10 protein-coding genes and 1 pseudogene are annotated in these 13,652 nt (G+C 69.0%); 8 read left to right on the top strand and 3 right to left on the bottom strand.

The genetic code is table 11. From position 1 onward, the window contains the following. Window positions 1–6 precede the first annotated feature (6 nt). Both ACWPN3_RS07625 and ACWPN3_RS07620 read left to right on the top strand, forming a co-directional pair. Entirely contained in the window at window positions 7–1,239 is a 1,233-nt protein-coding gene (locus ACWPN3_RS07625) for a D-alanyl-D-alanine carboxypeptidase family protein (protein ID WP_492243504.1), read from the top strand. 68 nt (window positions 1,240–1,307) lie between these two features. Continuing rightward, the gene (locus tag ACWPN3_RS07620) at window positions 1,308–2,741 is read left to right on the top strand and encodes a tetratricopeptide repeat protein (RefSeq protein ID WP_492243505.1); all 1,434 of its coding nucleotides are present in this window, start codon (window positions 1,308–1,310) and stop codon (window positions 2,739–2,741) included. 27 nt (window positions 2,742–2,768) lie between these two features. Here ACWPN3_RS07620 and ACWPN3_RS07615 read toward each other — a convergent pair whose 3' ends face one another. Both ACWPN3_RS07615 and ACWPN3_RS07610 read right to left on the bottom strand, forming a co-directional pair. After that, complete coding sequence (locus tag ACWPN3_RS07615) at window positions 2,769–5,018, bottom strand: hybrid sensor histidine kinase/response regulator (RefSeq protein ID WP_492243506.1); 2,250 nt, start codon at window positions 5,016–5,018, stop codon at window positions 2,769–2,771. A gap of 287 nt (window positions 5,019–5,305) precedes the next feature. Continuing rightward, window positions 5,306–5,752 (bottom strand): MerR family transcriptional regulator, encoded by a 447-nt coding sequence (locus tag ACWPN3_RS07610; protein WP_492243507.1) that lies wholly within the window; start codon window positions 5,750–5,752, stop codon window positions 5,306–5,308. A gap of 92 nt (window positions 5,753–5,844) precedes the next feature. Between ACWPN3_RS07610 and ACWPN3_RS07605 the strand changes: the two genes are divergently transcribed. The 6 genes and pseudogenes from ACWPN3_RS07605 to ACWPN3_RS07580 all read left to right on the top strand — a co-directional run bounded on the left by ACWPN3_RS07605 (window position 5,845) and on the right by ACWPN3_RS07580 (window position 11,115). Beyond that, a complete protein-coding gene (locus ACWPN3_RS07605) occupies window positions 5,845–8,127 on the top strand; it encodes a heavy metal translocating P-type ATPase (protein WP_492243508.1) in 2,283 nt (760 codons plus the stop codon). Window positions 8,128–8,167: 40 nt separating this feature from the next. After that, entirely contained in the window at window positions 8,168–8,647 is a 480-nt protein-coding gene (locus tag ACWPN3_RS07600; RefSeq protein WP_109095249.1) for a DUF411 domain-containing protein, read from the top strand. 95 nt (window positions 8,648–8,742) lie between these two features. Beyond that, the gene (locus ACWPN3_RS07595; protein WP_109095250.1) at window positions 8,743–9,012 is read left to right on the top strand and encodes a metal-sensing transcriptional repressor; all 270 of its coding nucleotides are present in this window, start codon (window positions 8,743–8,745) and stop codon (window positions 9,010–9,012) included. 10 nt (window positions 9,013–9,022) lie between these two features. Continuing rightward, window positions 9,023–9,877: a nickel/cobalt efflux transporter gene (locus ACWPN3_RS07590; protein WP_492243509.1), complete on the top strand. Its 855-nt coding sequence runs from the start codon at window positions 9,023–9,025 to the stop codon at window positions 9,875–9,877. Window positions 9,878–9,901: 24 nt separating this feature from the next. Beyond that, window positions 9,902–10,216 (top strand): annotated as a pseudogene (locus tag ACWPN3_RS07585) (YkvA family protein); the annotation flags it as partial. A gap of 141 nt (window positions 10,217–10,357) precedes the next feature. After that, window positions 10,358–11,115, top strand: a protein-coding gene (locus ACWPN3_RS07580) for an IS5 family transposase (RefSeq protein ID WP_492261249.1) whose coding sequence is annotated in 2 segments (ribosomal slippage) — window positions 10,358–10,682 and window positions 10,682–11,115 — 759 coding nt in all. Because the reading frame shifts where the segments join, the coding sequence is not laid out codon by codon here. A 63-nt stretch (window positions 11,116–11,178) separates the two neighbouring features. Here the strand turns inward: ACWPN3_RS07580 and ACWPN3_RS07575 are convergent. Further along, window positions 11,179–13,443, bottom strand: coding sequence for a carbohydrate-binding domain-containing protein (locus tag ACWPN3_RS07575; protein ID WP_492261206.1), 2,265 nt, complete (start codon window positions 13,441–13,443; stop codon window positions 11,179–11,181). Window positions 13,444–13,652 lie beyond the last annotated feature (209 nt).

Genomic DNA, 13,652 nt, shown 5'->3' with positions numbered 1-13,652 from the left:
GAGACGATGCACCCGCTCGCCCGCGTCTCGACGCTGCTGCTCTCCCTGACCGTCCTCACGGCTCTGGTCGCGGTCCTGCTGACGCCCCTGCCGGCCTTGGCCAAGCGCTCGGCGAAAAAGACTCCCCTGCCGGTCGCGGCGGAAATCCTGATGGACGCCGGCAGCGGCACGGTCCTGCAGGGGCGCAATGCCGACACCCTGACCTATCCGGCATCGCTGACGAAGATGATGACGCTGATGCTGACCTTCGAGGCGCTGGAACGCGGCACGCTGCGGCTGGACCAAAGCCTCGTGGTGTCGCAGCATGCCGCGTCGATGCCGCCGTCGCGGCTGTGGCTGGCCCCCGGCAGCACCATCACGGTGGAGCAGGCGATCCTGGCGCTGGTCACCCGCTCGGCCAACGACGTCGCGGTGGTGCTGGGGGAGGCGCTGGGCGGCAGCGAGACCGCCTTCGCCGCGAAGATGACCGCCCGTGCCCGGGCGATCGGCATGCGCCGCACGGTCTTCCGCAACGCGTCGGGCTTGCCCGACCGGCTGCAGCGGACAACGGCGCGCGACATGGCGATCCTCTCCCGCGCGCTGATCCGCGGCCACGCCCGCCATTACGCCTATTTCCAGCGCCGCAGCTTCGACTGGCAGGGTGACACGGTCTATGGCCACAACCGCCTGATGGCGCGCTACCCAGGCATGGACGGCATCAAGACCGGCTACATCGCCGCTTCCGGCTTCAACCTCGCCGCCTCGGCGGTGCGGGACGGCCGCCGCCTGATCGCGGTGGTGATGGGCGGCCACAGCGCCAACTCCCGCGACGACCGGGTTGCCGACCTGCTGGATGCCGGCTTCAAACGCCCGACCAGCCCGGCCAAACCGGCGCCCGTGCAGCCGGATCTGCTGATTACCAAGAACAGCGCTTCGATCGCCCAGCGCAGCACGGCGGTGAGCGTGGGCGCCCCGGCGGTGAAGCCGCCCCCCGCTGCGAAATCCACCGGTGGTCCCCCCATTGGCGGTCCCTGGTCCATCCAGGTCGGCGCCTTCGCCAGCCATGCCGCCGCACAGAGCAGCGCCCGCGCCACGGCCAAGCGCCTGGGCGCCCTTGCCGCCGGCACCAGCGCTGCGGTCGTGCGGTCCGGCGGTCTCTACAAGGCCCGGCTGACCGGCTTTGCCGCGACGAAGGCCGATGCGGCCTGCGCCGCCCTGAAGACGGCCGGGAAGGGCTGCTTCGCGCTTCAGGACCGATGACGCGCCGCGGACGGCGTCTTTGGATTTCGCTTTGGATCGGGGGCCTGTTCTCGGCTATGTAGGGAGCGATGGCCACCCTCTCCGAAGCGACTCTTCTGGCGTTTGATCTGCACGCCGCAGGACGGTTTGCCGAGGCGGAAACCCTCTATGCCCGTGTGCTGGAGGCCGAGCCGGACTATCCGGACGCGCTTCATCTGTCCGGTATCCTGCTGGGCCAGACCGGGCGCCTGGAGGAGGGACTGGCCCGGGTCGCCGGAGCCGTGGCCCGGCGGCCGGACTCCGCGGAGTATCTCCTCAATTACGGCAATCTGCTGCGTGCCGCCGGCCGCACCGGGGACGCGATGCACGCCTACCGGCGGGCGCATGTCCTGGGCGCGCCGCAGGCTGCCGAGCTGCTGTCCGGCCTGCTGCTGGATCATGGCGCACGTTGCCTGGACGGCCGCGATCCGACCGCCACCGAGGCGGCCTTCGCCGAGGCGTCGCGTTTGCGTCCCGGCGATCTCCGCATCCGCACCGGGCTGGCGGATGCCCGCTTCGACCGGCAGGACTGGGAGGCCGCCTTGGCGGCTTACCGCGCCGTCCTGGCGCTGTCCCCGTCCTCGCACCTCGTCTGGTACAATTCCGGGGTCGCCGCCTGCAATGCCGGGCGGATGGCGGAGGCGGCGACCGCCTTCCGGTGTGCCGGGACCCTCGTCCCCGATCATCTGGATACGCAGGAATACCTCGTCGCGACGCTTTTCCACTGCGGGCGGATGGCGGAGGCGGCAAGCGAAGCCTGTGCGGTCCTGACGCGGAAGGCGAAAGCGGCGCGGAAGGGGCGGCAGGGCGTCGGAGTGGCGCCGGTTCCCGCAGCTTCGCAGGACGGCCGGACGCGGCGGATCATCAGTTTCAGCCTGTGGGGCTCCGCATCCCTGTACATGCAGGGCGCGCTGGAGAATGTCCGGCTTGCGGCCGAGTTCTATCCGGGCTGGACCTGCCGCATCCACCATGACAAGTCCGTGCCGGCATCCGTTCTCGGCGAGCTGGCCGCGGCGGGGGCGGAACTGGTCGCCATGGACGCGGGCAGCGGACCGGTGCGCGGCCTGTTCTGGCGCTTCCTCGTCTCCGACGATCCGACGGTCAGCCATTTCCTGTGCCGCGACGCCGATTCCCGTTTGAACAGCCGGGAGCGGGCCGCAGTGGATGCCTGGCTGGCCTCCGGCCTCCCCTTCCATGTCATGCGCGACCACATCATGCACACCGATCTGATGCTGGCCGGCATGTGGGGCGGGCGGGCCGGCATTCTGCCGCCGATGGCTCCTCTGGTGGAGGTTGCCGCCCGCGCTGAAGACGGACGCTTGCGGGACCAGCGCTTCCTTGGCCGGGTCGTCTGGCCGCTGATCGAGGGCTGCTGCCTCGTGCATGACAGCGCCCATGACGGCCATGGGCTGCCCTTTCCCGATGTGCCGATCGATGCGCGCTTCCGCTTCACCCATGTGGGGGCTTGCCTGAAGGACACCTGACGCCGGTGTGCGATCTCGGCACCCGGCTCAGCACCCGATACCGGCGCGGGAGTCCTGCAATGCCGTCATGATGTGCCCGATCAGGGCCGATGGCGGAATGGGCTTGGACAAGATGCGGATGCCGGGCTCGCGCCCCAGATCCTGCAGCACCGCCTTTTCGGCATAGCCGGTGACGATCAGGACCGGCAGGCCGGGGCGGTGACGACGGACGAGGCGGGTCAGGTCGGCGCCGGTCATGCCGGGCATGGCGAAGTCGGTGACCAGCACGCCGATGCCCTCGTCCGCTTCCAGCAAAGCCAGGGCCTCCTCGCCGCCGGCGGCCTCCGACACCATGAGGCCGGCCTCGTCCAGCGCCGCGGCATTCGCCATGCGGACCAGGGCGTCGTCCTCGACCAGCAGGATGCGCAGGGCGGCGGACGGCACGGGCAGGGGGTCGGTTCCGGTGGAGGCCGCCGGGCCGCCGGTCGCATCCACCCTGCTTCCCGGCCTGATTTCTGGCCTGGCTTCTGCTGGGCTTTCCACCGGAGCGTGGGGCAGGTACAGCGTCACCGCGGTGCCCAGGCCGGGATGGCTTTCCAGCCGGATGCCGCCGCCTGACTGGGCGGTCAGGCCATGCACCATGCTCAGCCCCAGCCCGCTGCCCTGCCCGACCGGCTTGGTGGTGAAGAAGGGTTCGCAGGCCCGCGCCAGAATGTCGGGCGGCATGCCCGACCCGCTGTCGCGCACGGTCACGGCGACATAGCCGCCGGGCGTGAGGGCGGGGGAAGCCTCCTCGCACGCAATCCCAACCGGCAGGCTGGTGACGGTAATGGTCAGGGTGCCGCCGTCCGGCATGGCGTCGCGGGCGTTGATGGCGAGGTTCAGCAGGGCGATGTCGAACTGGTGGGGATCGACCAGCGCCGGCGGCACATCGGCGTCGCGGTCGATGCGGATGCGGATGGCGCCGCCCAGCGTGCGTTCCAGCAGCGTCGCCATCCCCGCCACCTGGGTGCCGAGATCGACCGGCGCCGGGGCCAGCCGCTGACGGCGGGCGAAGGCCAGCAGATGCTGGGTCAGGGTGGCGCCGCGGTCGACCGCCTGGCTTGCGATCTCCAGCGCCCGGCGGCTTTCCGCCCCGCGCAGTTCGCCGCCGGCCTCCAGCATGTGCAGGCTGGAGCGCACCGCCTGGAGCAGGTTGTTGAAGTCGTGGGCGACGCCGCCGGTCAGCTGGCCCAACGCCTCCATCTTCTGCAATTGGCGGACATGCTCCTCCGCCTCGTCGCGGGCCTCCACCGCCTGCCGCCGCTCGCCGAGCGCGCGGTTGGCGGTCTCGTAGGCCAGGAACTGGCGGGCCATCGCCCACAGCATCAGGGCGAGCGCCACCGCGCTGACCAGCCCGGCGGCGGCGATGACGACCGCCTGACTCTCCCAGCGCGCCAGAATTTCCCCGCGCGTCCGGCTGACCGCGACGACCAGCGGGTAGTTGCGCAACTGCTGGACCGACAGGATGCGCTCCTCGCCGTCGATCGAACTTTTCAGGGTGGCTGTGGCGATGCCGGACTGGGAGAGCTGACTGTCGATGATCGGTTCGGTGGCGACAGTTCCGATCCTGTCCGGTGTTGGCGGGAAGCGCGCCAGCAGCATGCCGTCGCGCCACCACAGGCTGAAGCCGCTGCCCGGCGTCACATGAAGGCTGCGGTAGAACTGCTCGAAATAGGACAGGCGGATGACCCCGACCACCAGCCCGGCCAGCCCGCCGTCCGGGTCGTTCACGCGCCGCGCGATGTAGAGCGTCCAGTCCCGGGTGACCAGGCTCTGCGTCGGCCGGCTGAGGTAGGCGCGTCCCGGATCGGCATCCTTGAGCGCCAGATAATAGTCGCGCCGGGACAGGTCGAGCGCCGGGGCCGGGAACCGGCGGGTGAAATTGACCAGGGTGCCGTCGGCGGCGATCAGGCTCAGCGCCTCCAGCTGCGGCAGGCCGGACGCCTTGGCCTTCAGGATTTCATGAACCTGCCGGTCCGTCCGCAGCCGGTTGAAGGCTTCGGCGCTGCGCCGGTTCTCAAGCGGGATCTGGTCGGCGATCCCGCTGACGGTCAGGTCGATCCCTTCGATGGTGCGCGCCGTCTGCTCGGCCAGCGAGGCGTTGAGCGTTCGCAGGCCCAGCATCGCCTCGGTCACCGTCTCGCCATGCAGCCGGTCCAGGACCATCGCCGTGCCGCCGCACAGAACCGCCAGCAGGCCGATGCCGAGCGCCCCGATGCGCTGGAGCGGGCGGCTTTCCTTCAGAAGCCGCAGCATGACGCCCGCTTCCGGTCCGCCTTTGCCGCCGCTCCCCCACTCATGCTTGAGCCTGCTCCCTTTATCGTCGCCATGCGATCCGATCCCCCTTGCAGGCCACCTTGTGGCGCCTGCCGGAGTTACGGAAGGTTTCGACACTGCATGAGCTTGACTATAAACCCCGTGGCCCGCCGGGCAACCGGTTCCAGGTCATAGGGTGCCTCCCCCCGCTGCGGTGCTTCGTCCCGGCCAGGGTTTTCAGCGCAGTCAGGGTTTCAGCGCAGTCAGGGTTTCAGTGCCGGCAAACTTCAATGCCGGTCATGCAGGCAGTGGGCGTGGTCGGCCAGCACCTCGATCACGTGGCAGCTGCGCACCTGATCCTGGGCGCAGCCCTCCACCATCCGCCGCACCTCGTCGCGCAGGGCTTCCAGCCGGGCGATCCGGGACTCGATCTCGGCCAGATGGGTGCGGGCCAGCAGGTCGGCGTCCCGGCAGGGCTGGCCCGGATCATCGGCCATGGCCAGCAGTTGGCGGATCGCCTCCACCTCGAACCCCAGCTCACGGGCATGGCGGATGAAGCGCAGGCGGCGGACCGACCCGCCGTCGTAAGTGCGCCGGTTGCTGTCGGTGCGCGGCGCTTCCGGCAGCAGGCCGATGCTCTCGTAATAGCGGATGGTCGGGATCTTCACGCCGGTCTGCTTGGCGAGCGCCCCGATGGTCAGGGGGGATGGCGGGGTGGCGGGCAGGCTGGACATGGTCGGCATTTCCCTCTTGATCCTCCAGTCACTGGAGGATCTCAGGCTTTGGAAGAGCTGCCGGCAACGGCCATGATCGAGGAGCGTCTTCCATGCACGGACCGATTTCCGATTCCTTTCCCGATCCTCCGGCCGGGACGCAGGCCGCTACCGCCCTGCGCACCAGCCGCTACCGGGTGTCCGGCATGGACTGCGGCTCCTGCGCCGCCAAGATCGAGACGGCGCTGCGCCGGGTGCCGGGGATCCATGAGGTGCGGGTGTCGGTGCCCGCCGGGACGGTGACCGTCTCGCACGAGAACATGCTGGGTGCTGATGCGGTGGTCCGTCCACTGACGGCGCTTGGTTACGGCGCCACCCCTGCCGATCCGGTGGTGGAGGCCGGACCGTCAAGCCGCGGCGGGGGCTGCTGCGGGGCCGAGGCCCAGCCGCATTCTCACGCTCACTCCCATGATCATTCCCATGGGCCCTCCCACAGCCATTCCCACAACCATTCCCATGGCCACGACGATGCGTCCGAAGCGCCCTGGTGGCGGGGACGCAAGGCTCGGCTGACCCTGGCGGCCGGCGCGGCCCTGGCCGCCGCGACGGCGCTGGGACTGCTGGTGCCGGCGGCGGAGCCCTGGGCCTTCCCGCTGGCGCTGCTGGTCGGGCTCGTTCCGGTCGCCCGCCGCGCCCTGGCGGCGGCACGGGCCGGAACGCCCTTCTCCATCGAGATGCTGATGACGGTCGCCGCCATCGGCGCGCTGCTGATCGGCGCGGTGGAGGAGGCGGCGACGGTCCTGGTCCTCTTTTTGGTCGGCGAACTGCTGGAGGGGGTGGCGGCCGGCCGGGCGCAGGCCGGCATCCGCGGCCTGACCGCACTGGTCCCCGACACGGCGTTGCTGGAACAGGACGACGCCGCCCCGCACTCCGTTCCCGCCGCCGGGCTGGCGGTGGGCTCGGTCATCCTGGTGCGGCCGGGCGACCGGGTGGCGGCCGACGGTGTCGTGCTGTCCGGCCGCAGCGCGGTCGACGAATCCCCCGTCACCGGCGAAAGCGTGCCGAAGCCGAAGGCCGAAGGCGACGAGGTCTTCGCCGGCACCATCAACGCCGACGGCGCGTTGCGCGTCCGCGTCACCGCCGCGGCGCGCGACAACACCATCGCCCGCATCGTCCGGCTGGTGGAGGAGGCGCAGGCGAGCAAGGCCCCGACCGAGCGGCTGATCGACCGCTTCGCCCGCGTCTACACGCCGGGCATCGTCGGGGTGGCGGCGCTGGTCGCCGTGGTACCGCCGCTGCTTTCCGGCGGCGACTGGACGGAGTGGATCTACCGCGCCCTGGCGGTGCTGCTGATCGGCTGCCCCTGCGCGCTGGTGATCTCCACCCCGGCGGCCATCGCCGCCGGCCTGTCGAACGGCGCCCGGCGCGGGCTGCTGCTGAAGGGCGGCGCCGTGCTGGAGGCGCTGGGCCGCATCACCACCGTCGCCTTCGACAAGACCGGCACCCTGACGGAAGGCAAGCCCCGCGTCACCGACCTGATCCCCTTGCAGGGCAGCGAGGCGGAACTGCTGGCCGATGCCGCGGCGCTGGAAGCCGGATCGAGCCATCCGCTGGCCCGCGCCATCCTGGCCGCGGCGGCCGAACGCGGCATCGCCCCGCCAGCGGCAGGCGAGGTCACCGCCCTTCCCGGTGCCGGCCTGACCGGCAAAGTGGATGGCCGCCTGCTGGCCCTGCTGTCGCCCCAGGCTGCGGCATCGTCGCTGGGTGCGGCACCGGCGGACCAGGCCGCCGCCTTCGCCGAGGCGGGCAAGACGGTCTCGGTCCTGCTGGTCGACGGTATCCCCGCCGGACTGATCGCCATGCGCGACGAGCCGCGCCCCGATGCCCGCAGCGGGATCGAGGCGCTGGAGCGCGCCGGCATCCGCTCGCTGATGGTGACGGGTGACAATGCCCGCACCGCCGGGGCGGTCGCCGGGATGCTTGGCATGGCGGCGCATGCCGAACTGCTGCCGGACGACAAGCTGCGCATCGTCCGCGACCTCCAGGCCCGGGGGCAGCGGGTGGCGAAGGTCGGCGACGGCATCAACGACGCCCCGGCGCTCGCCGCCGCCGATGTCGGCATCGCGATGGGCGGCGGCACCGACGTGGCGCTGGAGACGGCCGACGCCGCCATCCTGCACGGCCGGGTCGGCGACGTGGCCGCCATGGTGGCGCTGTCCCGCCGCACCATGGCCAATATACGTCAAAACATCGCACTGGCCCTGGGCTTGAAGGCGGTCTTCCTGCTTACCACCGTGCTTGGTGTCACCGGGCTGTGGCCCGCGATCCTGGCGGACACCGGTGCCACCGTGCTGGTCACCGCCAACGCCCTGCGCCTTCTGTCCGTCCGCCCGTGAGAGTGATGGACAATACATTGATTCTATTAGGAGAAATTCTATGAACATGACACGGCGGACGATGATGCAGGGGGCGGCGCTCGCCGTCCTGGCGCTCGGCCTCGGGTCCGTGGGGCTGCCGGGCATGGTCCGCGCCGCCGTGCCCGCCGGCAACGCGGCGGTGGAGGTCTGGAAGGCGGCGAGCTGCGAATGCTGCGAAGGCTGGGTGCGGCACATGCGCGCGGCCGGCTTCGACGTCACCGTCCATGTCGTCGACGACGTGACGCCGATGAAGCGGATGGCCGGCGTGCCGGACGATCTCGCCTCCTGCCACACGGCGCGGGTCGGTGGCTATGTGCTGGAAGGCCATGTGCCGGCCGAGGACGTAACGCGGCTGCTGGCCGAACGGCCGCAGGCCCGCGGGCTGGCGGTCCCCGGCATGCCGCAGGACGCCCCCGGCATGGATATGGCCAGCGGCCAGCCCTATCAGGTCATGCTGTTCGGCGCCGCCGGCGGCCCGCAGGTCTTCGCCCGCCACTGACCTCCCTGCCGGACCGGGATGGCGGCCCAAGCGCCATCCCGGTCCGGCAAGCCTTGTCTTTGACTCTATCCCCTCCGGGGGGATAGGATCGGGGCATGAGCAAGCACCATTCCCATCCCGACATCGTCAAGCGCCTGAAGCGCGCCGACGGTCACCTGCGCGGCATCATCGAGATGATCGAGGCCGAGCGTCCCTGTCTGGACATCGCGCAGCAGCTCCACGCGGTGGAAAGCGCCGTGCGCGAGGCCAAGAAGCTGCTGATCCATGACCATCTCGACCATTGCCTGGACGCCGCGGTCGATGCCGGACCGGAGGAGTCCCGCCGCTCCATCGCCGAGTTCAAGGCGATCACCAAATACCTCTGAGGGGGCTGGAATGCCGGATTTCGCCGCCCTGTTGCAGCAGGGAGCCGGGCAGGCCTGGCTGTTCGTTCCCAGCGCCATCCTGCTGGGCGCCCTGCATGGGCTGGAGCCCGGCCATTCGAAGACCATGATGGCCGCCTTCATCGTCGCCATCCGCGGCACGGTGTTGCAGGCGGTCCTGCTGGGGCTGGCGGCGACGGTTTCGCACACGCTGGTGGTCTGGGTGGTGGCGCTTGCCGGCTTGCGCCTTGGCCAGGGCTGGGACGCCGCGACGACCGAGCCCTATTTCCAGGTCGCCTCGGCGGTGCTGATCGTCGGAGTGGCGCTGTGGATGATGGTGCGGACGTGGCGGGAGCAACATTCGCATCGCCATCATGACCATCACCACGATCATGGTCACGGCCATCACCATGGTCACCACCGTCATGACGACGAGCCGGAGGATGCGCACGCGCGGGCGCATGCCGAGGAGATTCACCGCCGCTTCGACGGGCGGCCGGTCACCACCGGCCAGATCGTCCTGTTCGGCCTGACCGGCGGCCTGATCCCCTGCCCCGCCGCCATCACCGTCCTGCTGCTGTGCCTGCAATTGAAGGAGGTCGCCCTGGGCGGCGCGCTGGTGCTGTGCTTCAGCATCGGGCTGGCATTGACCCTGATGTCGGCCGGGGTGGTCGCGGCGCTGGGGATGCGCCATGCCGAGCGCCGCTGGTCCGGTGCCTTCGGCCGCATCGCCCGTCAGGCCCCCTATGTCTCCGGCGCTTTGATCCTGGCGGTCGGGCTTTACGTCGGTCTGCACGGGCTGTCGGGGCTGGGATACCATCTCGCCGGCTCGCCCTCCCTGTCCTCCGCCGTTCAGCGGGCGGGATAGGCCGGACAGATCATGCTTTCGGCGGCAAAGAGATGGGCGCGCGCGATCAAGCGCGACGTGCTGGCGGTCTATCTGGCGGCGCGCGACCCGCGCACCCCCTGGGGCGTCCGGGTCCTGGCGATGGCGGTCGCCGCCTATGCGCTGAGCCCGATCGACCTGATCCCCGATTTCATCCCGGTGCTGGGCTATCTGGACGACCTGCTGATCGTGCCGCTTGGCATCCTGTTGGTCGTCCGCCTGATCCCGCCGGACCTTCTGGCCGAACACCGGGCCGCCGCGGCGCGCCGTTCCGCCCAGCCGGTCAGCGTCGCCGCCGCTGCGGTCATGGTTGCCCTCTGGCTGGCGGCGGGCGTTCTCCTATGGCTGTGGTTGGCACCGCCCTTTGAAGGCTGGCTGTCCTAGGCCCAATCGACATTCATGGTTCCCATCGGGACTGAGTTGTGATTCATGGGTTTCCGCTATTTTGAGGCGGAGCTGTCGATGGGGATCAAACGCTACGAACTGACGGATTCCCAATGGGCACGGATTTCAGGATTGCTGCCCGGCAAGGTTGGCGATCCCGGCCGCTCGGGTGGCGATAATCGTCTGTTCGTCAATGGCTGCCTGTGGGTTCTCCGTTCCGGCGCCCACTGGTGCGATCTGCCTGAACGATATGGCAAGTGGAAGACGGTCCACCGCCGTTTCAGCCGCTGGTGCCACGCCGGGGTCTGGGAGCGGGTGTTCGAGGCGCTGACTGCCGACCGGGATAACCAGTACCTGATGATCGATAGCACGATCGTGCGTGCGCATCAGCAGGCGGCGAGCGGAAAAGGGGGGCCAAGGATCAGGCGCTGGGGCGTTCCCGAGGAGGATTGACCACCAAGATCCACATGCTGGCCGATGCGCTCGGCCGACCTCTGCGCTTGATTGTCACCGCCGGACAGGTCGGCGACATCACTCAGGCCGAAGCCTTGTTGGAAGGGCAGTCCGGCGCCGCTGTCCTCGCCGACAAAGCCTATGACAGCAATGCCTTGCGGGAGACGATTGCCGCCATGAATGCCAAAGCCGTCATCCCCTCCAACCGCTCTCGCAAGCTCATCATTCCTCATGATGCCGAAGCCTACAGACATCGAAACCGCATCGAGCGATGTTTCAACCGCCTCAAGCACTTCAGGCAATTCGCCACTCGCTACGACCGCAGGAAAATACACTTCAATGGCTTTCTCAGCCTCGCAAGCATCTCAATTTGGCTGAGGTGATTGTCGATCCGACCTAACCCTCTCCCCGGGGGGGAGAGGGGGATATTGTGGTGGGGAGCAGGATCAGGCGTGCAACAGGCCGATGTCGCTGTAGGCGATGTGGTCGAAGCCAAGGCCGTAGACCGGCGAGTTCGAGGCCAGGCTGAAATCGTCGGCACCCGGATTGACGAAGGCCGGGTTCAGGATCACCGAGCCCTTGTCGTAGCCGGCGGCCTGCCAGTTCGCCAGCGTGCCCCAGGCGCCGCTCGACATCACCTGCGGCCAGGCGTCGAACTCCTTCTCGGCGGTGTTCAGGCTGCTGTAGAAGTTGTTGTGGAGATTGCCGACATTGGCCGGGCCGTAGATGTGGACGGCCGTGCCCTCGCGCACGTCGATGACGTTGCCCGAGATGTCGTTGCTGGTCATCGTGTGGCCCTTCCAGCCGCTCCAGGCGACATCCTGCTGGAGGCCGATCTGGGCGCCGCTGTTGCCGGCGATCACGTTCTCGGTGACCGTGTTGTTCCAGCCGCCATGCAGGAAGACGCCGCCGATGTTGTCGTGGACGACGTTGCCCTTCACCGTGGTGCCGCTGGTCCAGTCGTCGAGATAGATGCCCCAGCTCGCCACCTGGCTCGACGGGTTGGTCGCGGTGGTGCCGGACACGTCGTTGTTGATGACGGTGTGGTTGGCCAGATCCTGCTGGCGGTTGATCAGGTAGATGCCGCCGCCGTCGTTGGACTCGAGGTTGGCGTTGATCACCTTGTTGTAGGAGATGGTCACGCGGTAGGCGGCGTCGCTGCCGTCCGTCTGGACCGAGCCGACGGCGATGGCCTTCTCCGGCGAATTCTCGATCTGGTTGTGGGTGACCTTGACGTCGGAGCTGCCGTTGATCCAGATGCCGGCGTCGCCGCGGTCGGCGGCGTTCGGATGGCGGATCAGATTGTCGGAGACCAGCGTGGCGTTGGAGCCGGCCTTGACGAAGATCGACTCCGCACCGGTGTTGTCGAACTGGTTGCCGGTGACCTTGCTGTTGGCGCTGTTCTGCACCGTGATGCCGTAGCCGCCGCCCTTGACCACGTTGTTGGAGAAGGTCAGGCCGGACGCGTTGTCGGCGTAGACGTAATGGCCGCTGACGACGCCGTCGGCGAAGTTGAGCCCCTCGATGGTGACGTTCTTGGCGCCGCCGAGGCCGAAGGACACGCTGGCGTTGGAGCCGCCGTGGATCACCGCCTTCTCGCTGCCGTAGCCGGCGAAGGTCACGCCGCTGTCGCGGCTGTCCAGCCACAGGCCGCTCTGGTGATAGTCGCCGCCGCGGATGTAGGTGGTGTCGATGTTGGGGTCGGCGCGCATCGCCGCCTGCGCCTTGGCGAGGCTGGCGAAAGGACCGTCGGTGCCGTCGGCGTTGGGCGCCGCCAGCTTGCCCGACCAGCTGTCCTTGCCGTTGGTGGCGACGTAGAAGGCCGGGCCGGTCGGGGTTGGGTTGGTCGGGGTGGTGGAAGTCGTCGGCGTGGTGGGGGTGGTCGGGGTCGTCGTGCTGCCGGCCGGGAAATCGGAGGCCGGGGCGTTCACCACCAGCGTGCCGTTCCACCACATGCCCTTCTGGCCGGCCACCACGTCCTTGCCGTCGAGCGCGCCCTTGTCATAGGTGACGGCGCTGTCGGTCGCGGCGTATTTGTGGCCGTTGATCGAGATGCTGTTGACGGTCAGGCTGCGGTCCTGGCCGTTGATCACCGCATCGTTGTCGTACTGGATCTGCACCTTGTGCGCGACGCGGTCGGCGACGTCGGTGGTGAAGCTGAAATCCTTGGCGGCGGTGCCGGCGGTGCCCTCGCCGATCTGCTTGCCGTCGACCAGCACCTTGAAATGGGCGTTGACGCCGCCCGCCGGGGTGCCGGAGGCGTTCACCACGATGGTGTCCTTGGCCGTCGTGCCCGCGGCCGGCGTCGCCGTGACGGCGGTGGGGAAATAGCTCTTGTCGGCGTTGACGACCAGCGTGCCGTTCCACCACAGGTTCGACTGGCCGGCGACGACGTCCTTGCCGTCCAGCGCGCCCTTGTCGTAGCTGACGATGCCGGCGGTCGGCGCGATCGTCTTGCCGCCGATCGAGATGCTGTTGACGGTCAGGCTGCGGTCCTGGCCGTTGATGACGGCGTCGTTGTCGTACTTGATCTGCACCTTGTGCGCGACGTCGCTGGTCAGCACCGGCGTGAAGACGAAATCCTTCGCCGTCGTGCCGGCGGTGCCTTCACCCACCTTCTGGCCGTCGACCAGCAGGGTGAAATGGGCATTCACGCCGCCTGCGGCCTTGCCCAGGGCGTTCACGACGATCTTGGTAGCGGAAGTGGCCATCGGTTCGGTGTCCTCGCCTGATGTGCCCGCCAGCCTTGACCGCCTCTTGGGGCGGCTGGCTTTCGGGGCCTGATGTCCGTTTTGGGCCTGAACCCGGATGCGGGACGCAGGATGGCGGGGTGTTGCGGGATCTTTGTGTGATGTTTGCCCTAAAAAGAGCGGAATCCGCGACAAATTGCGGACATCCGGACCGAGAGCCGGTTGCGGCC

The organism is Azospirillum sp. UENF 111221 (assembly GCF_058780625.1).
Note: the sequence above shows the minus strand (reverse complement) of the source record. Positions and strands in the feature narration are given on the sequence as shown.